This window comes from Paenibacillus terreus (assembly GCF_042138595.1).
Taxonomy (GTDB): Bacteria; Bacillota; Bacilli; order Paenibacillales; family Paenibacillaceae; genus Paenibacillus; species Paenibacillus terreus.
In genome coordinates this window covers 301,694-319,824 of the sequence record NZ_JBHIRX010000001.1, presented here as the reverse complement: position 1 = coordinate 319,824, position 18,131 = coordinate 301,694, and the positions used below count along the sequence as shown (strand labels likewise).

General features: G+C 54.3%; 17 protein-coding genes. 6 read left to right on the top strand and 11 right to left on the bottom strand.

The features are described from left to right. Window positions 1-76: 76 nt before the first annotated feature. The 5 genes from ACE5KN_RS01450 to ACE5KN_RS01430 all read right to left on the bottom strand — a co-directional run bounded on the left by ACE5KN_RS01450 (window position 77) and on the right by ACE5KN_RS01430 (window position 4,054). Window positions 77-1,066, bottom strand: a complete 990-nt coding sequence (locus ACE5KN_RS01450) for a beta-ketoacyl-ACP synthase III (RefSeq protein ID WP_375528767.1) — start codon at window positions 1,064-1,066, stop codon at window positions 77-79. An 8-nt stretch (window positions 1,067-1,074) separates the two neighbouring features. Beyond that, complete coding sequence (plsX, locus tag ACE5KN_RS01445) at window positions 1,075-2,067, bottom strand: phosphate acyltransferase PlsX (RefSeq protein ID WP_375528768.1); 993 nt, start codon at window positions 2,065-2,067, stop codon at window positions 1,075-1,077. Further along, window positions 2,051-2,647 (bottom strand): transcription factor FapR, encoded by a 597-nt coding sequence (gene fapR / locus ACE5KN_RS01440; protein ID WP_355317469.1) that lies wholly within the window; start codon window positions 2,645-2,647, stop codon window positions 2,051-2,053. Before fapR ends, plsX begins: the two co-directional genes overlap by 17 nt. A 594-nt stretch (window positions 2,648-3,241) precedes the next feature. Continuing rightward, complete coding sequence (gene rpmF / locus ACE5KN_RS01435; RefSeq protein ID WP_036645943.1) at window positions 3,242-3,415, bottom strand: 50S ribosomal protein L32; 174 nt, start codon at window positions 3,413-3,415, stop codon at window positions 3,242-3,244. Between the two features lie 126 nt (window positions 3,416-3,541). Further along, window positions 3,542-4,054 carry a YceD family protein gene (locus tag ACE5KN_RS01430; protein ID WP_375528769.1) on the bottom strand — a complete coding sequence of 171 codons (513 nt, stop codon included), beginning with the start codon at window positions 4,052-4,054 and terminating at the stop codon, window positions 3,542-3,544. A gap of 181 nt (window positions 4,055-4,235) precedes the next feature. On the opposite strand from ACE5KN_RS01430, the gene ACE5KN_RS01425 reads away from it, so the two are divergent. Further along, entirely contained in the window at window positions 4,236-5,468 is a 1,233-nt protein-coding gene (locus ACE5KN_RS01425; protein ID WP_375528770.1) for a nucleotidyltransferase, read from the top strand. Here ACE5KN_RS01425 and ACE5KN_RS01420 read toward each other — a convergent pair. Next, window positions 5,455-6,492, bottom strand: a complete 1,038-nt coding sequence (locus tag ACE5KN_RS01420) for a SepM family pheromone-processing serine protease (protein WP_375528771.1) — start codon at window positions 6,490-6,492, stop codon at window positions 5,455-5,457. The two genes, ACE5KN_RS01425 and ACE5KN_RS01420, sit on opposite strands and share 14 nt — an antisense overlap. 369 nt (window positions 6,493-6,861) lie before the next feature. Between ACE5KN_RS01420 and ACE5KN_RS01415 the strand changes: the two genes are divergently transcribed. Next, the gene (locus ACE5KN_RS01415) at window positions 6,862-8,085 is read left to right on the top strand and encodes a nucleoside recognition domain-containing protein (RefSeq protein WP_375528261.1); all 1,224 of its coding nucleotides are present in this window, start codon (window positions 6,862-6,864) and stop codon (window positions 8,083-8,085) included. On the opposite strand, the gene coaD is transcribed toward ACE5KN_RS01415, so the two are convergent. Continuing rightward, window positions 8,048-8,575: a pantetheine-phosphate adenylyltransferase gene (gene coaD, locus ACE5KN_RS01410; protein WP_375528262.1), complete on the bottom strand. Its 528-nt coding sequence runs from the start codon at window positions 8,573-8,575 to the stop codon at window positions 8,048-8,050. The genes ACE5KN_RS01415 and coaD overlap by 38 nt on opposite strands. Next, window positions 8,568-9,203: a 16S rRNA (guanine(966)-N(2))-methyltransferase RsmD gene (gene rsmD, locus ACE5KN_RS01405; protein ID WP_375528263.1), complete on the bottom strand. Its 636-nt coding sequence runs from the start codon at window positions 9,201-9,203 to the stop codon at window positions 8,568-8,570. The genes coaD and rsmD overlap by 8 nt, the downstream gene beginning before the upstream one ends. Window positions 9,204-9,604: 401 nt before the next feature. Between rsmD and pssA the strand changes: the two genes are divergently transcribed. Next, window positions 9,605-10,159, top strand: a complete 555-nt coding sequence (gene pssA, locus ACE5KN_RS01400; RefSeq protein WP_375528264.1) for a CDP-diacylglycerol--serine O-phosphatidyltransferase — start codon at window positions 9,605-9,607, stop codon at window positions 10,157-10,159. 63 nt (window positions 10,160-10,222) lie between these two features. On the opposite strand, the gene kimA is transcribed toward pssA, so the two are convergent. The 3 genes from kimA to ACE5KN_RS01385 form a co-directional block, all read right to left on the bottom strand. Continuing rightward, window positions 10,223-12,037 (bottom strand): potassium transporter KimA, encoded by a 1,815-nt coding sequence (gene kimA, locus ACE5KN_RS01395; protein WP_375528308.1) that lies wholly within the window; start codon window positions 12,035-12,037, stop codon window positions 10,223-10,225. 230 nt (window positions 12,038-12,267) lie between these two features. Further along, a complete protein-coding gene (locus ACE5KN_RS01390) occupies window positions 12,268-12,921 on the bottom strand; it encodes an SGNH/GDSL hydrolase family protein (protein WP_375528265.1) in 654 nt (217 codons plus the stop codon). A 131-nt stretch (window positions 12,922-13,052) separates the two neighbouring features. Then, window positions 13,053-13,880 carry an AraC family transcriptional regulator gene (locus tag ACE5KN_RS01385; protein WP_375528266.1) on the bottom strand — a complete coding sequence of 276 codons (828 nt, stop codon included), beginning with the start codon at window positions 13,878-13,880 and terminating at the stop codon, window positions 13,053-13,055. A 115-nt stretch (window positions 13,881-13,995) separates the two neighbouring features. Here ACE5KN_RS01385 and ACE5KN_RS01380 point away from each other — a divergent pair, with 115 nt between their 5' ends. From ACE5KN_RS01380 to ACE5KN_RS01370, 3 genes are all read left to right on the top strand, one after another. Then, window positions 13,996-16,023 carry a beta-galactosidase gene (locus ACE5KN_RS01380; protein ID WP_375528267.1) on the top strand — a complete coding sequence of 676 codons (2,028 nt, stop codon included), beginning with the start codon at window positions 13,996-13,998 and terminating at the stop codon, window positions 16,021-16,023. 99 nt (window positions 16,024-16,122) lie between these two features. Further along, window positions 16,123-17,331: an MFS transporter gene (locus ACE5KN_RS01375; RefSeq protein ID WP_375528268.1), complete on the top strand. Its 1,209-nt coding sequence runs from the start codon at window positions 16,123-16,125 to the stop codon at window positions 17,329-17,331. Window positions 17,332-17,448: 117 nt separating this feature from the next. Next, window positions 17,449-18,123: a tetratricopeptide repeat protein gene (locus ACE5KN_RS01370; RefSeq protein ID WP_375528269.1), complete on the top strand. Its 675-nt coding sequence runs from the start codon at window positions 17,449-17,451 to the stop codon at window positions 18,121-18,123. Window positions 18,124-18,131 lie beyond the last annotated feature (8 nt).

The window sequence follows — 18,131 nt, the reverse complement described above, 5'->3', positions numbered from 1 at the left end:
CCTCGCTTCTGTAATGTTTACTGATCATAACAAAGTAAAATGTCCATTGCCAGATAATATCAAAGTATAATGCCCGTTACCAGACAAGTACGGAGGCGCCCCAGGTCAAGCCGCCGCCAAAACCGACCATCAGCACCCGGTCGCCCTCTTTCATGCGACCTTCCTCTGCCGCCTCGACAAGTGCAAGCGGAATGGACGCTGCCGAAGTGTTCGCGTATTTATCCACGTTAATCACTACTTTCTCTTCAGGCAGATCGAGACGCTGCATGGCGGACTGAATAATACGAATGTTGGCCTGATGCGGCACAAACACGTCGATGTCGCTCTTGTCCAGCCCGGCTTTTTCCAGCACCACGTCCGTCGCCGTACCCATGACACGAACGGCAAATTTAAATACCTCCCGTCCGTTCATGTAAATGTAATGAAGCTTGTTCTCAAGCGTCTGTGCTGATGCCGGCAGTCTTGAACCGCCCGCCTCCAGCTTCAGCAGCGGGCCGCCTGCGCCCTCGGCGCCAAGGTCAAAGGATTTGAACCCTCTGCCTTCCGGCACTTCGCCCACCACGACCGCTCCTGCCCCGTCTCCGAACAGCACGCATGTGTTGCGGTCCGTGTAATCCGTAATCCGTGACAGGCAATCCGCTCCGATCACCAGCGCATTTTTATACATGCCAGCCTGGATAAAGCTCGTGGCGGTCGCCAGCCCGTATACAAAGCCCGAACAGGCTGCCGAAAGGTCAAATGCCGCCGCTCCCTTGGCTCCCAGCTTATCCTGAAGAATACATGCCGTTGAAGGGAAAGCCATATCAGGTGTAATTGTGGCTATGATAATAAGATCCAGTTCTTCGGCAGTCATGCCAGCGGATGCGAGGGCCTTCATAGCCGCCTCATATGCAAGATCGGAGGTCGCCTGCTCCGGGGCCGCGATATGTCGCTCGCGGATGCCGGTACGGCTGACAATCCATTCGTCGCTTGTTTCCACCATTTTTTCCAAATCGCTGTTGGTCAATATTTTCTCTGGTACATATTTGCCGGTACCGATAATACCGACTGGTTTCAAGGTATTCATTTCGTCACTCACTTCCCGCTGATTTCCTTCGATATGCTTTCGACAAGACGGTTCTGCAATGCAATCCGCGCCTGTCTCACCGCGTTTTTAACGGCATTCGCGTCCGCCGAACCGTGGCTTTTGACAACAAGACCGCCAAGTCCGAGCAGCGGTGCTCCGCCATGCTCCGTATAATCAAGCTTGCCCTTCAAGCCTCGCAGCTCAGGCATCAGCATGGCGGCCGCCAGCTTCGTCTTCAGCGACTTGGTGAATTGCTCCTTGAGCAGCGAAAAAACAGCTCCTGCCGTCCCTTCCATCGCCTTAAGCAGAATATTGCCCGCAAAGCCGTCACAGACGAGTACGTCGCAGTTGCCTGTCAATACATCCCTGGCTTCCACGTTGCCTACAAAGCGAATCGGAAGCTGCTCCAGCAGCGGATAGGCCAGCTTGGTCAGCTCATTGCCCTTGCCGGCCTCCGTACCTACATTGAGCAGCCCGACGCGCGGCTCGGCTATATTATGCACCTTCTGCCGGTAGAGGCTTCCCATCTGGGCATACTGCGCGAGATGTTCGGGCTTCGCGTCCATATTGGCTCCCAGATCGAGAGCCAGCACACCAAGGTCGTCGAGCGTCGGAATCATCGGCGCCAGCGCAGGGCGCTCAATCCCTTCCATCCGTCCTACAACAAGCAGTCCGGTCGTCATCAGCGCTCCCGTATTGCCGGCGGAGATCATGGCATGCGCTTCCTGCTCTTTCACCATCCGTCCAGCAACGACCATGGAGGAGTCCTTCTTGCGGCGAACGGCCCGTACGGGCTCATCCTCCGCATCGATCACCTCGGAAGCATGTCGAATCGTCAGATTCGCCGGCACCTGCTTCCCCTCCAGCAACGGCTCAATTCTGCTCTGGTCACCGACAAGCACGATCTCCGTATCCTTCCATTCAGCCGCAGCGGCCAGGCCGCCCTCAACTGTAACCTCCGGCGCGTTGTCTCCTCCCATCGCATCAATGGCGATCCGCATGCTGGTTTCCTCCTTCGCTGTATCCTTCCCCGGTGGAACGGTAAATGACAAAGTTCCCCTGGAAGACCATCTCTTCTCCCACATAAGTAAATACTTCTACCTTCGCCTTGCCCTTCTGCTCCGGCTGAGAGCGGACATAGGCCTTGGCTATACATTTCTCGCCCAAATGTACGGGCCGCACAAACCGGATATCGGCTGAAGCGGTCAGCGCAATCTCGTCATTGATGACAGCGACGGCCAGTGAGTTGGCCTGGGCAAATACATAGTGTCCCCGTGCGATGCCTGTCCGTGAAAACACATGCTCGTCACGGATCTCAAATATCGATATGCCGCTCTTATCCAGCTGCAGATCAACGATATCCCCGATGACCTCATGCAGAGGCAGCGACCGGACCTGATCGTAGGACCGCTCGGCCATCAGCTTCATCCGTTCACGAAGCTCGGGAATGCCCAGCTCCATCCGGTCCAGACGGATCGTCTGAATGCTGACCTTGAGCTGGCGCGTCAATTCCTGATCCGTGACGAACGGATTGTCTTCAATTAATTGGGACAGTCTCTGCTGTCTTAGTCTCTTCGGCAGCCGCTCGATAGCCAAGCACCTCCTTCCTCCCACACAATTGCAAAGCATCCGGCTTAAAGAACGTATAAGTTTTAGCGGAGCTGCAGTTTTCTTTAATCGCAGAAAAACTTCTGTCAAATGCGGCCTGTCTTCTATGAAAGCTTCGATAGACATTTTTTAATAGAAATATATGTATAAGCGGCGCTCGCCCGCCTTTTCTTAGAACCAGGTACTAAGCCAGTATATAGCATCGCCCGTCAAAAAGAAAGCCGGGCCGCAAAAAAAATAGCGCCTCACCGGGGTGAAGCACTACTTTTCAACATCAAGACGACATGCTGTTAATCATAGAGGTTGTTCAAAAAGTCATCTTTTGATCACGAAGTAAGTCAGGAAGCAGACTCGACATCGAATCTTGAATTCAGCCGGGACTAAGTGGATGCTTCCGAAGTATGTTTCCTACGGAAACATTTCAGGTGCTCACGTACCTAAGTACGCTCCTCAGTCCCTATCTTCATTCAACTCCAGCGTTTTGAAAAAACGCACTTCGGAAGCATACGCTTTGGTGCTGAAAACCTAACTTTTTGAACACGAACTCATAGCACGCTGCTTCGAATGTTATTGAGAGATAATCTCTCTAGATTTGTATGTTCCGCAAACTTTGCACACGTGGTGAGCAAGCTTCAATTCTCCGCATTGTTCACATTTCACCATGCCTGGCACAGCCAGCTTAAAGTGAGTACGACGTTTGTCGCGGCGCGTTTTGGACGTTCTGCGTTGTGGTACTGCCATCATTCCCACCTCCTTATCGAGATCAACCCCGAAGGGCATATGTGTTATCTCATTCAAGACCGGGCAGGACGACTCATGGCCAATCCTACCGCAGCCGGTGAATAACTCATCGGTTATTTCAATATTTTATTTCTTAAAAAAATCTTTGAGGCCCGCGAGGCGCGGATCTATCCGCTCATTATTGCAGCTGCATGAGCCTTCGTTCCAGTTCTGGCCGCAGGTCGGGCACAGCCCTTTGCAATCAGGCCGGCACAGCGGTGCAAACGGAAGATGCAACAGGAATGATTCCTCACAATAGGGAACGGTGTCGAACGACTCCCCTTCGATCATAATGGACTCCATATCTTCGTCCTCGGCATCCGGCTGCTCCTGCCCCTGCTCGAAGCGTTCCGAAAAAGGAATGTTCATATGCTCGTGAACCGGAGTCAGACAGCGGGAGCACAGCGTGTCCAGCTCGGCTGCCAGCGTTCCGCTCACATCAATCCTTCCTTCTCCCTCGCTCACGGCTGCAAGGTCTGCAGTCAGCGGTGAAACAGAAGTGATATCCTTGCGGTGTGTAATCAGCGACTCGACATTCAAGCTCTCCCGGATCAAAACCGGACCGTCATTCATGGCAATCTTGCGAAAGTGCAAATGCATAATATATCACTCCAAACAAACAAAAATTATTATACCGATTGAACGAGATGTTTGTCAACACCTTTTCCTTTACACCTTCGAGAGCATTGTGCCTATCGGGGCGCGGGCAAAAGCGCCGATGTTCGTGTACAATGTTATACAACTATTATACCCCGATTGACAAGGGAGTTGGCCTGATACCATGAAAACGCTGGGAATGATCGTGGAATATAATCCTCTCCACAACGGTCATGTTCACCACTGGACCGCCTCCAGGGCCGCGACCTCCGCGGACCGGACCGTCGCAGTCATGAGCGGCCCGTTTCTGCAGCGCGGCGAGCCGGCCATTGCGGACAAGTGGTCGCGCGTCGAGATGGCCCTGGCCATGGGCGTTGACCTCGTAATCGAGCTGCCGGCCGCCTACGCCGTGCAGGCGGCCGAGTGGTTCGCCTACGGCGCGGTCGCGCTGCTGCACGCGACCGGCATCGTGGACGCGCTCTGCTTCGGCAGCGAGAGCGGCGACATCGCGCCGCTGCGCAGGCTCGCGCGCGTCCTGGCGGCGGAGCCGGCCGAGCTCAAGGCCGGCATCGCCGCGCGGCTGGCGAGCGGCGCCAGCTACCCCGCGGCTTACGCGGGGGCGGTGGCTGCGCTCGCCGGCGGAGAGGCGGACGGCGCGGAGCTGTCCGCCCTCATGCAGCAGCCCAACAATACGCTTGGGCTGCATTATTTGATCGCGCTGCAGCGGCTGCAGAGCGCGATCGAGCCCTTCACGATAGCCCGCACCGGCGCGGGCTATCACGATACGCTGGCGGCGGGCAGCATCGCCAGCGCCACCGCGGTCCGCCGCCTTTTGCTGGCGGGCGGACCGGATGCCGCGGCGCCCTATGTGCCGGGCGCCGTACTGGACATTCTGCGGCGTGAATGGGCCTCCGGCCGTGCGCCGCAGACATGGGAGGCGTTCAGCCGTCCGCTGCTGAACGCCCTGATCACACGCAGCCCCGCCGAGCTGGCCGGGCTGCACGAGGTGACCGAGGGGCTGGAGCACAGGCTGAAGAAGCTGCTTCCAGCGCTGCCTCAGCCCTCGGTCACAGCCCTGCTGTCAGCGCTGAAGACGAAGCGCTATACGCATGTGAAGCTGCAGCGGATGCTGGCGCATATCCTGCTCAACCATGCCAAGTCCGAGCTGTCTCCGGCCCGGCTTGCGGAGGGCCCCGCTTACATCCGAGTGCTCGGCTTTAACCGGACGGGCCAGGCCATGCTGGCCGAAATGAAGCAGGCCGCATCCCTTCCCGTCCTGACCCGTCCTGCGGGGTTTGAGCATCCGCATTTGCAGATGGACATCAACGCAGCGGCCGTATACACCGCGGGCATGCCTGCGGCGGACGTGCGCAGCCTGTACGAGGACTATTACAGGCCTCCCGTCATTTGGCCTTGACCGGCAGTTGCTCCAGATAGCTCAAGGCATCTTCCAGCGTGCGGACAGGCACAAGCTTCATGCCTGTCCCGATTTGCTTCGCTTTTGCTTCTGCCGCTTCCGCATTGTCCACAGGCACGAAGAAAATGTCCGCATGCTCCCTGTCCGCCGCGACGATTTTGTGGACAACACCGCCGATCGGACCTACCTTGCCGTTCTCGTCGATCGTGCCCGTGCCCGCGATGCGGTATCCTTTGGACAAATCTCCCGGCGTAAGCTGATTATAGATTTCCAATGTGAACATCAGGCCTGCCGACGGGCCTCCGACATCAGTTGAGGAGAAGGTGATTTCATGCCCCGCTTCCTCTGGCACGATTTTTTGGAGTGTAGCTATGCCTACCCCGAAGCCTGTACGCTCTTCCCCGGACGCCGTGTCCTTGACTGTCGTAAGCTTCACCTTTCCGCTCACCGTGTCACCCTTGCGGTCCAGCTTGACGTCTGCACTGTCCCCCGGCTTTTTGCCTTCCAGAATATGCTGAAGATCATCGCTGTCCGCCACGGCTTCGCCGTTAACCTCCACAATTTTATCTCCAGGATGAAAAAACGGATCCGCCCCTGCAGCCGTCTCCAGCACATAAATGTACTGCGGAACGATTCTGTAGGCTACTCCTGCCTTTTTATATGCCGCTTCAATGGCGGAGGATTGCGAATTGTCCATATAATATACCTGCCTGGCCGCATATTCGTCTTCACTGCTTCCCTGCAGACGGCTTTCTTTGGTCTGCACTTCCGCATTGCTGTCGGCCTTCGCCAGCCCCAGCATCAGCAGATTGGCGTAACTGCCCGATACGGTCGTCATCATAAAGGTTCCACTTTCCGCAGGATCGCCATTTCTGACGGATACCATGGGCTTGACTGCTTCGGCGCTGCCCGGACGATAGATCATATACGGGGTCGGCATATAAATCAGCACATAGGCCAATACCGCGATCACGGCGGCATACAGCAGAGTGAACCATAATTGCCGGTTTCCCGCCCTCTTCATATATACTTCCCCCTTCGATATCACTTCAGTAAATCCGGCAGCAGAACAGCCAATGCTGACAAGCACGGTCTGTCCCTGCCCTCGGCCGCATATCCTTATTACTGGCTTGTTCTTTTAGAATAATAGTGAGAGTTCAAAAAGTCAGGTTTTCAGCACCGAAGCCTATGCTTCCGATGTGCGTTTTTTCAAAACGCTGGAGTTGGATGAAGCCAGGGACTGAGGAGCGGAGCGTACTTGGGGTACGTGAGCCCCGGAAGGCCCGGCTGAATTCAAGATTCGATGTCGAGTCCGCTTCCTGACTTCCTTCGTGATCAAAAGATGACTTTTTGAACTACCTCTATAAGAATCCATCCGGAAAGGAGGAGGAATATGCAGACAATACAGGAAAAACAACCCGGCCGGTTGTGGGCGACCTGGCTGCTCGGAGCCTGCTCGCTGCTGCTGGTGGCCGCCGTCGTGGCCGCCCCCGAGCAGGTGTATGAGGCTTCAGGACAAGGGCTGAAGCTGTGGTGGAGCATCGTCTTCCCCGCCCTGCTCCCTTTCCTGATGCTGTCCGAAATGCTGATTGCCTCCGGCTTTGTACATGGGCTGGGCGTATTGCTGGCCCCTTTGATGCGCGCCTGCTTTCACCTTCCGGGCCGCAGCGGATGGGTGATTGCGCTTGGTATGACCGCAGGCGGGCAGGCAGCAGCGGAAGCAGCCAGACAGCTGGGCGGACGGGACGGACTCGGGGAACGGCAGGTCCGCCTGCTGGCAGGAACCGCCAGCTTCTGCAATCCGATGACAATTGTGCTTGTCATCGGAGCCGGCTTCCTGCACAGCCCTTCCACAGGTTATATGCTGCTGCTTGTCCATTGGATTACCGGCATGCTCGCGGGTATGGTTTCCGTCCGCCTTTTCGGGACAAAAGAAAAAGCAGCACAGCAGGGCACACAAGCCGCAGCTTCCTCCAGCGGCTCCGGCCTCCACCCTTCCATGCTGCGTGCTTTATACGCTGAAATGTCCGCCGCCCGGCAAAGGGACGGACGCAGCTTCGGCCGATTGTTGGGTGAAACGGTATCGAACGCCGTTCAAACCCTGATGCTTATCGGCGGTTTTATTATATTTTTCGCCGTGATGACTCGGCTTCTGAATGTCTATTTGACACCACAGGCTCCCATGCTGCTGTGGCCGGCGCTGCTGGAGCAGCATCTTGGCGCCCACGCAGCTGTCCGTTTTTTCAGCGATCCCCGCATGCAGGCTGCGGCGATCGGGGCCATCCTCGGCTGGGGAGGAATGAGCGGACTTATGCAGATCATTGCCATAACAAAGCCCGCTGACAGAGGCTTTTCCTTTGCCGTTACGCGCTTTCTGCATGCAGGCATGTCGTTTCTGGTTATGCTGCTTCTGTGGAAGCCATGGCAGCAGCTCACCTCGTTTGCCGTCCCTGCCTATTTGGAGCTGCTCCCCGTTCGGGAAGGGACTGTTGACCATTCCATCGACCGGCTGCTCACGCTTGCCGCAACACCGTTCGCCTTACTGATCGCAATTCTGGGAGTGCTGCTGGCAGCTTCATTTATGATTCGTTGGCGGACCCGCCGTTCTTCTCGCTGATTTTGCGTCTGAGCGCTTCTTCCACCTCAGGCGACACCAGGTCGATGACGTTGCCGTTGAAATGCGCAATCTCCTTCACCATGCTCGAACTTAAATAGGAATATTTCGGATTGGTCATCATGAAGATCGTCTCCGCCTCCGGGTTCAGCTTATGATTGGTGGAAGCCAGCTGCAGCTCGTATTCAAAATCCGTTACGGACCGAATGCCCCTGACAATGACCTGCGCCCCCTTCTGCCTGACATAATTGGCCGTCAAGTCGCGAAAGGAATCGACTTCAACGTTAGGCATATCCTCCGTCGCCTGCCGCAGAAGGGCGATCCGCTCCTCCACGCTGAACAGCGGATTTTTGCTTATATTGTTCAGCACTGCCACAATCAGGTGGTCGAACTGTTTGGACGCCCGCTGAATAATGTCCATATGCCCCATTGTCACCGGATCGAACGTCCCTGGATAGACGGCGATCCTTTTTTTGTTTGCTGGCTCACTCATGCTGCTCCTCCTCGTCTGCCGCCTCTCTGTGTGGTTCAACTGCGGCCTCTGTTTGTTCACTTGTCTGCTCCCGTACCCGTTCATACCTGTAGATGGACACGGCCGTTTCACCGTATACGGCTTTGCGGATCCCGCTGAAGGCTCCGAACTGCTCCGGATAGCTATAGCCGGATTCGTATTCAAGGACAATGACGGCTTCGTCCCGCAGCAGGCCGAGCTCGTCCATCCTTCCCATCAGCTCATCCCCGTTTTTCATACGGTAAGGCGGGTCCAGAAAAACGGCATCAAAAACAGCCCCGCGCTTGGCTAGGGCCTTGAGGGCACGCCCAGCCTCATTGCGGAACACTTCAGCCTGACTGTCCAGGCCGGTTTTGCGGAGGTTCTCTCTGATCACCTCAATGGCTTTCGGCTCCATATCGATAAAAACCGCTTTCTCCATGCCGCGGCTCAGCGCTTCAATGCCGAGTCCTCCGCTGCCCGCGAACAGATCAAGTGCGGTTCCCCCGTCAAAGTATGGACCAATCATGCTAAACAGCGCTTCCTTCACCTTATCGGTTGTCGGTCTCGTTCCCGTTCCGGGAACTGCCTTAAGCGGTCTGCCTTTAGCACTGCCCGATACGACTCTCACCCTATGTTCACCCATTCTCTATGTAGTCTTGACCGTCTGTCCCTGACAGACCGATATGACGTTATCGTAACATATAGCACATCTATATGGAAAATAGCTCATATCTGCCCGCCGAAAAGATTTTTCACAAAAACCCCCGCATTGCATGTATATTCCTTTCGCAATCGGGTCACAATTGAAGTATCGGCATTTAACCAATGCCGTAGACAACCGCGGAGAAGGCTTACGTTTCCCCATAAGCTCTTCGTCCGGTTTCTCCTCTCCCATCAATGGGCGTCTCGTATGAGGCGCCTAATTTTTTTGTGTTCCAAGCCAGCCGGATTAGATTATAAAACTTTTGGACATATATACAAGAGGACTTTTGAAGCCCTTATTAATTTCGTAGAAAAGGAGAATCTGTCATGCAGCTGAGCTGGACTCCGTCATTTCTTACGGCATGCAATCTGGCCGCAGGCGTCTGTTCTGTACTCGCGATATCCCAGTCCTGGTACGCAGCAGCCGCATTGCTCATTTTTGCGTCCGTGCTGTTCGATCTGCTCGACGGGCTGCTCGCGCGGCGGATCGGCGCAGACGCCGAATTCGGCAAGCAGCTGGATTCCCTTGCCGACATCGTATCCTTCGGGCTGGCCCCTTCCTTCCTGATCTATCTCTCCATCTTCCATAGATGGAACGAAGCGCTCGGAGCCGTGCTTGTAATCATGTTTACGTTATGCGGCGCATTAAGACTGGCTCGCTATAATCTGTCCTCCTTCAGCACAACCTTCACAGGCATGCCGATTACCGCGGCAGGCAGTCTGCTCGCCCTGTTTTCCTTTGCCGGCAGCCGTGTGTCGGAGATTGTTTTTGCCGCCGTCATGCTCGCTTTTTCCGTGCTTATGATCAGCCGTCTTCCGTTTCCGTCCCTGAAAAAACCATCGGCAGCTTACCGGGACCCCGAGTCCGGTAAATGGAAATGAACAAGGCCAGCCCTTTCCAAACCTGTGAAAGAGCTGGCCATATTTATAATTTTGCCTGCGGCACTATTTATTCAAGTGAAAAGGAACTGTAGTAACAATGACATCTTTATAGTTGATCAAGTAGGCCCGAATCAGCAGACTGGTCTGGTTATGAAGGATATTTTCCCACCAGTGCTTGGTAACAAACTGCGGGATAACAACAGTAATATGGTCTTCCTTCCCTTTTTTCCACTGCACCGTATCGATAAATTTGCGCAGAGGCCCGATAATGCTTCTATAGCTCGATTTGATGGTCACCAGCCTGATGCCCGGATTCCACCTTTCCCATTTCCGCTCCATCTTCGCAATGGATTCATCGTCAAAGCCGACATACACCGCAACGACCTGGTCAGAGATCGTTTTGGCATAGCTGATCGTATTGGCGACCACCTTGGTTAGCCCGGCCACTGGAATAATGACAGTATTGCCCTTAATCACCAGCTCGGAATCGAGATTCACACGCAGCTGCTCGGCCGTATTGTTGTAATGCCGGTTGATCTGTGTAAACAGATACAGCACAATCGGCAGGAAAATGAACACCACCCATACCTGACTGAACTTGGTGAATATGAAAATCAGGGTGATGGACATGGTTGTCAGCATACCTACCGTATTGATGGCCAATTTGACGGTCCAGCCTGCAGGCTTGTGTTTGAGCCAGCGCAGCATCATGCCAAGCTGTGACAGGGTAAACGGAATGAATACACCGACGGCGTAGAGGGGAATCAGATTTTCGGTATTTCCGTGAAACGCAATGACCAGAACGGCCGACATTACACTCAGAAAGATGATTCCGTTGGAATACCCGAGCCGGTCTCCGCGGACCATAAACATATGCGGCATAAACTTGTCTTTGGCGAGCATGAAAGCCAGCAGCGGAAAGGCTGAATATGCGGTATTGGCCGCCAGAAACAGAATCAGTGCCGTTGCCCCCTGAATCAGGTAATACATCGTGCTTCTGCCGAATGTGGTGGCTGCGATTTGCGAAATGACCGTTTCCGTCGCGCTTGGCCTTACCCCGTACCAGAATGCCAGCAGACTGATCCCGATGAACATGGAACCCAGGATAATGCCCATCATCATGAGCGTGGCCGCCGCATTGCGCGGAGCCGGGTCGCGGAAATTGGGGATGGCATTAGATACCGCCTCCACTCCCGTCAGCGCCGAGCATCCTGAACTGAATGCCTTCAGCACCAAAAACAGACTGACATTCGATGCCGCTGCCTCCAGGTGAGAAGCTGCAGCCCCGCCGCCGTATACAACATAGTGAAAAACACCGCTGATAATCAGCACAAAGATGGCCACCACAAATAAATAAATAGGAACTGCCAGTACGGTAGCGGATTCGGTTACCCCGCGTAAATTCATAATCGTCAGAAAAATGATCATGACCAGTGCGATTGCGATTCGGTGCTCATGCAGAGAAGGAAACGCCGATGTAATAGCATCCGTGCCCGCAGATGAGCTGACCGCCACCGTTAAAATATAATCGACCAGCAGTGAGCCGCCTGCGACGAGGCTTGGCGCTCTGCCCAGATTGTCTTTGGCTACTATATATGCTCCACCGCCGCTCGGGTAAGCGAATATCGTCTGCCGGTAAGAAATGATTAAAATAACGAGCAGCCCCAATACCGCCATCGATATGGGGACGGAATACCAAAGTGCAGCTGCGCCGGCCGCAATGAGCACGAGCAAAATCTGCTCGGTCCCGTACGCCACCGAGGACAGCGCGTCAGATGAAAGAACGGCCAGCGCTTTCAGTTTGCCCAGCTTCTCCCCTTCGATGTCGGCTGACTTTCTTGGCTTCCCGATCAAAATCCGTTTAAACGTGCTGTACATGCTAATCATCTGCCTTCTCATGTGAAGTAACGGCCGCCATTCCCGCCCTGCCGTGTCTCATCCTGACAGCTAATACGAGTTTTTTCCGAATGGACAATTATTATTTATACCTTTTTAAGGGGGATCAAACTGTGAAAAAAATTACGTTACACGTGTCATTCCAAAAAATCCGGACCTGAAAAATCCGCCACGTAAATGGCGGATCATTCTGGTCGGCGCAGGGCCTCAGGTTATCTGTTCCAGTCGAAATCCAGGGCATTGAGAAACGCCCGCGCAATGATCATATGGCCCGCCTGGTCAGGATGTACTCTATCCCATGCCAGGGATGCCGGATACACATGCTCCCACTGCCTGTCGAACGCCTTTTGCGTATCTACGGCGCTCGCATCAAACTCATTGGCGATGTCCATAACAGCCGCACCATAGACGTCCATCGTCGCCCGCATCGGATCTTCAAGATTGGGCTCCAGATAATAAGGGGTCATAAGCACAAGCCCTTTCACCATGGGACGGACTTCAGCAAGCAGTTCCCGCAGCGTGCGCTTGTACTCATCAAGATATACATGAATCTCAGGACGGCTGAAAGCGTCAAATTGTCTCCACACGTCATTAATGCCAATTTTCACCGAAAGCCAATCCGGTTCCTGGGCGATAACGTCGCCACTCCAGCGTTCCTTCAGATCACGTACGGTATTGCCGCTGATGCCCATGTTGACAACCCGGATGCCAAGTTCGGGATAAACCGCCCGTATAAGCGCATCCACCTGAGCCACATAGCCCGTTCCCAACGCGCCGCTGGAGCCTTCACCGACAGGATGCTGCCGTCCGCAATCTGTAATCGAGTCACCGATAAAAATCAGTTTTTCATTGTTTCCCAGCTTCATGATTCTGGTCCCTCCCCGAAATCTTCCAATGTATATCATTTAATTACAAATCAATCCAAATAACATATAAGCACAGTGGCGGCAGATGTTCAAGCGATTTTCTTCATATTTTAAGTGGGCAAAACAAAGGTTTAATACAGCGTTCTGAACTGCTGCGGTGTGAGCCCCTCCATTTTGCGGAAGGTGGCGACGAAATGGCTCGCGTCACGGAAGCCGACCTGCCGTGCCGTCTCCTTGACGGGCAAGGAGGTGTCGCTCGTCATCAACTCCTTGGCCTTGCGCAGACGAAGCGCAATCAGATATGCGTAGGCGGTAACCCCAAGCGACTGCTTAAAAAGGGTATTCAGATGCCGGACGCTTATATTGAGAACGGCCGCCATATCCTCCAGCCCGATCTCGGGCCGGCTGTAATTCTTCTGCATAAAATCGAGCACCGGCGAAATCCGCTCCACGTGCTCGGACAAGGAGGGCAGCGAGCCGGTCCGGCCGTGTTTTTTGAGCAGGGTCAAAAATCTGTAGAGATCTGCGGAAGCGTCAAGCCCTGACAAATCACGCTCCGGAGCAGCTGTATTCACAATGTCCATGCCGAAGCTTTCCAATCCGCTCCCTGCATCCCAATGATACCAGGAGGCGTGGTTCAGGCCGAGCGAGGACAGCACAGCCGCTGCCGCAGGCCCCCCAAAAGTAATATAAAGTGTCTGCCAATTCGGCGTTGTGCTGAGATAAGCATGCGCTTCGCCGGGAGGAAGCAGCACTCCGGTATGGGGAATAAGCTGCACTTCAGCTCCTCCGAACCGGAAGCGTCCTTCCCCCTTCACCGTCTGCAGCCAATGATACAGCGGATATCCCTCCGGACGGTCAACCTCCTCCTGTCCCCCGTTCCAGCCGATGCTTTCCATATATAAAGGGAGGGGCTGCTCCCTGTGGGCCAGAAAATATCTTTTATGCACAGGCTCCATGAAGGTTCTCCTTAGTAAGTTCCGTATTTTTATACTGATCATTACTTTTATTATATTTAAAAAGATGTTGAATTGATATACCATGGAATTATTCTTATATGATGAGGTGAAGATTGTGATCAGCAGCAAACTGCCAAAAATGTTCTACGGAGGCGACTATAATCCCGAGCAATGGGATCAGGCGACACATCAAGAGGATCTTCGTTTGTTCAAGCTCGCCGGAATCGATATAGCCACAATCAACGTGTTTTCCTGGGCCAAAAATCAGCCGGACGAAAATACGTATAATTTCGGGTGGCTGGATGAATTGATCGACAGTCTTTATGAAAGCGGTGTCTTTGTCTGCCTGGCTACAAGCACCGCCGCCCATCCCGCATGGATGGCGACAAGATACCCGGATGTTCTGCGGGTCGACGCGGACGGGCGCAAGCGCAAATTCGGCGGCCGCCATAACTCCTGCCCGAACAGCCCGACTTACCGCAAATATTCCGAACGGATTGCCGATCAATTGGCTGAGCGCTACCGCAATCATCCTGCCGTGCTGGTATGGCATGTCTCCAACGAATACGGGGGTGATTGTTACTGCGACAATTGCGAAAAGGCCTTCCGAGTCTGGCTAAAAAACAAATACGGCTCGCTTGAAGAAGTCAACCGGGCATGGAACACCGCCTTCTGGGGGCATACCTTCTATGATTGGAGCGAAATTGTGCTTCCCAGCAATCTCAGCGAGCATTGGGGAGACAACAAGTCCTCCTTCCAGGGCATTTCGCTCGATTATGCGCGCTTTAACTCGGACAGCATGCTGGAATGCTACCTGCTGGAGCATGACGCAATCAAGAAGCATATTCCGGATGCTGTCGTGACCACCAACCTGATGGGCTTTTTCAAGCAGCTCGATTACTTCAAATGGGCCCGTCATATGGACATCGTCTCCTGGGACAGCTATCCTGGACTTAACACGCCATACAGCTACACGGCCATGGCCCATGACCTGATGCGCGGACTGAAGGACGGGCAGCCGTTCATGCTGATGGAGCAAACGCCAAGCCAGCAAAACTGGCAGCCTTACAATTCACTGAAGCGGCCGGGGGTTATGCGCCTCTGGAGCTATCAATCCGTTGCCCGCGGTGCGGACACGATCATGTTTTTCCAGCTGCGGCGGTCAGTGGGAGCCTGCGAGAAATTCCATGGTGCGGTCATTGAGCATGCCGGACATGAGAATACGAGAGTATTCAGGGAAGTCGCACAGCTCGGCAAAGAGCTGCAGCAGCTGGGGGATCAGACGCTGGACACGGTTGTGGAAGCCAAAGTGGCGATTCTCTTTGACTGGGATAACTGGTGGGCGGTCGAAAAATCCAGCGGACCAACCGTCGCGCTGAAATATGTCGATCAGGTTCATAAGTACTACGCCGCCCTCTTCAACCGTAATATACAAGTAGATATGATCGGGACCGACACTGACTTTGAGAAATATGACCTTGTCATCGCCCCTGTCATGTACATGGTAAAGCCCGGGGTAGCGGAAAGGCTGGAACGCTTTGTTGAGAGAGGCGGTAGCTTCCTGACGACCTTCTTCAGCGGTATTGTTAATGAAAACGATCTCGTTACACTTGGAGGATATCCTGGAAAACTGCGGAAGCTGCTTGGAATATGGGTGGAAGAGATTGACGCCCTCCTGCCTGAACAGAAAAATCGTATAGTCGTGACTCAGGAATACGGTTTGCTCAAAGGCGAATACGAATGCGGCATGCTGTGCGACCTGCTGCATAGTGAAGGGGCCGAAGTTCTCGCGGAATATGGCGAGGATTTCTATCAAGGCATGCCGGCGCTGACCCGCAACCGGTTTGGCCAAGGCAGTGCATGGTATGTGGCCACCGATCCCGACAAGGAGTTCCTTGACAGGCTGCTGGGTGAAATTTGTGAGGAAAAAGGCATTCATCCGCTGCTTGAAGCTCCGGCAGGCGTCGAAGCAAGCATGCGGACCAAGAACGGCAAGCAGTATTTGTTCGTCATGAACCATAACGCCGAAGCGCAAACCTATCATTTTGGAAATAGAAGCGCCCGTGATTTGCTTAGCGGCACGGAAATAACCGGTTCAGTCACGATCAACGGAAGAGATGTGCAAATACTGGAGCTTGCGTAACAAGCACTGAAATACAGCTGTGAACCAGTGCTGATTTATGTATCCCGTGCCAAGCATTGCCATGGCGCGGGATATTATCATTAAAGGAGCTGAACTTCTTTGAAACGATTATTGTGGATCGGCGGGTTTTCCTACCTGCTGATCGGTCTTGCCCATGTGATTATCGGATCTCTGCTGCCTGTGCTGCTCACACATTACGGCAGAGATTATACGGATGGGGGAACCCTTATATTTGCACAATTTGCCGGCTTTCTGATCGGCGTGCTCATTTCCCCTTCCCTCGCAGCCAGATACGGGAAGCGTCCCGCTCTCGTGCTGGCTCTGTTTTTGCTCTGCGCCGCGCAGCTGCTGTACGCCCTGCTTCCGCCATGGGGCTGGATGTACCTGATAGGCGCGGCGTCCGGATTTGGCTTCGGCATGGTCGAAGCCGTTATCGGCACCATTGTCATTGGCGGTGTCAAGGAAGGCACCGGTTCGGTGATGAGCCGTCTTGAAGTGTTTTTCGGTCTGGGGGCACTGGCCATGCCTGCGCTTGCCGGCTGGCTGATCGTGCTGGGCATGTGGAGATTCTCTTTCCCGATCATCGCCCTGATGGCGGCGGTCATGGCCGTATTCTGGTTGACGGCATCCTTCGGGAAGCTTGACCCTGTACTCAATGAACGGCAGTCTTCCATAGCTGCTGCCTCTGAGCGCAAGGTCATATATACATCGCGAATGCTGCCGCTGCTTGCGCTGTTCATTCTGTTTTTCTTTCTGTATGTCGGTACGGAAATGAGTCTGGCCAACTTCCTGCCTTCCATGCTGCTTGAAAGACTGGAGCTTGGCGAAGCCCAGGCCGCCCTGAGCGTGACCTGCTTCTGGCTTGCCATGTCGGTGGGACGTGTATTTTCGGGGAAAATTGCGGATGCCTACGGATACGGGCGTTATGTGGTCATCAGTTCTGCTGCCGCCGCACTGCTGTTTCTGCTGTTTCCGCTTGCGAACGGAACCGCAGGCACCTTTGCCCTCATCATTTTGCTGGGACTGGGGATGTCCGGCATTTTCTCCATTGCCCTCGTGTTTGCCAGCAGAATGCTGCCGGGTACCGAGGATATGACGACAAGTCTGCTGATTGCGGCAGGCGGCGTCGGAGGAGCGCTGCTTCCGCTCTGGACGGGCAGAAGCATGGATCTTGGCGGAGCTGCCTCATCAGCCTGGCTCTTGGCCGTATTCGGCGGCGCGCTGTGCCTGCTGGGCATCGTGCTGTTTGCCATCCATCGGCGGAACAGCAGCGCGAACAAACATACATTGCTCAACAAAAGCAGCTAGTTCTTCTTCTATCCAGTCCGTTCTTTCAGTCCGGCCAGATGCTAGAATCTTGTGCTATAATATGGAAGCCAACGATTTGGTATTATTGACCCGGTCTGAGGAGCTGAAACAAGAAAAATGAGCAAATTTATTCTGTTCTCACTGTTATGGTGGCTTGTGGGCAATCCCTTTCTGGCGCTGCTGATTTTAGTCGTGGTCATTTATGCGCTGGACCGGAGATTTGTCGGGATATTCCCGAGCCTGACCCGGCCCTGGAAACGAAGACGCAATGAGAGCAAACTGCGCCAGCAGATCGCCTTGAACGCAAATGATGTATCAGCCCGTTTTGATCTTGCCCGCAGCCTGCTTGAGAGGAAGAAGCATGGCGAAGCGCTCAGGCTGCTGCATGACATTCGTTCAAGTTACGAGCAGTCTGCAGATTACTGGTGCGCTGTAGGGACTGCCGAGCTGATGGACGGCGACAAGGAGCAGGGGGAAGCGCATCTGCTGCAAGCTCTCGAAATTAATCCGCGTGTACAATATGGCGAGCCTTACCTGCGCCTGGCAGCCGCATTCAGGGGCACAGACCATAACAAGGCTCTCGCTTACCTGGGGCAGTTTCAGGACATACAGAGCTCCTCAAGCGAAGGTTATTATCTGTCAGGCATGCTGTACCGCTCCCTCGGCATGAAACCCGAAGCGGCCGAGGCATTTGCGCAATCCTTGGCCGTCTATCGCTCCCTGCCCAAATACCGGCGGCGCAGCGAACGCAAATGGGCGCTGCGCAGCTGGTACCGCAAGCTGACAGGCTGACCTGTGTG

Bases quoted from the DNA above. Each gene is read 5' to 3' on its own strand.
- ACE5KN_RS01450 (WP_375528767.1), bottom strand. From the start codon at position 1,066: ATGAATACCTTGAAACCAGTCGGTATTATCGGTACCGGCAAATATGTA.
- plsX (WP_375528768.1), bottom strand. From the start codon at position 2,067: ATGCGGATCGCCATTGATGCGATGGGAGGAGACAACGCGCCGGAGGTT.
- rpmF (WP_036645943.1), bottom strand. From the start codon at position 3,415: ATGGCAGTACCACAACGCAGAACGTCCAAAACGCGCCGCGACAAACGT.
- ACE5KN_RS01430 (WP_375528769.1), bottom strand. From the start codon at position 4,054: ATGCATTTGCACTTTCGCAAGATTGCCATGAATGACGGTCCGGTTTTG.
- ACE5KN_RS01425 (WP_375528770.1), top strand. From the start codon at position 4,236: ATGAAAACGCTGGGAATGATCGTGGAATATAATCCTCTCCACAACGGT.
- ACE5KN_RS01420 (WP_375528771.1), bottom strand. From the start codon at position 6,492: ATGAAGAGGGCGGGAAACCGGCAATTATGGTTCACTCTGCTGTATGCC.
- ACE5KN_RS01415 (WP_375528261.1), top strand. From the start codon at position 6,862: ATGCAGACAATACAGGAAAAACAACCCGGCCGGTTGTGGGCGACCTGG.
- coaD (WP_375528262.1), bottom strand. From the start codon at position 8,575: ATGAGTGAGCCAGCAAACAAAAAAAGGATCGCCGTCTATCCAGGGACG.
- pssA (WP_375528264.1), top strand. From the start codon at position 9,605: ATGCAGCTGAGCTGGACTCCGTCATTTCTTACGGCATGCAATCTGGCC.
- kimA (WP_375528308.1), bottom strand. From the start codon at position 12,037: ATGTACAGCACGTTTAAACGGATTTTGATCGGGAAGCCAAGAAAGTCA.
- ACE5KN_RS01390 (WP_375528265.1), bottom strand. From the start codon at position 12,921: ATGAAGCTGGGAAACAATGAAAAACTGATTTTTATCGGTGACTCGATT.
- ACE5KN_RS01385 (WP_375528266.1), bottom strand. From the start codon at position 13,880: ATGGAGCCTGTGCATAAAAGATATTTTCTGGCCCACAGGGAGCAGCCC.
- ACE5KN_RS01370 (WP_375528269.1), top strand. From the start codon at position 17,449: ATGAGCAAATTTATTCTGTTCTCACTGTTATGGTGGCTTGTGGGCAAT.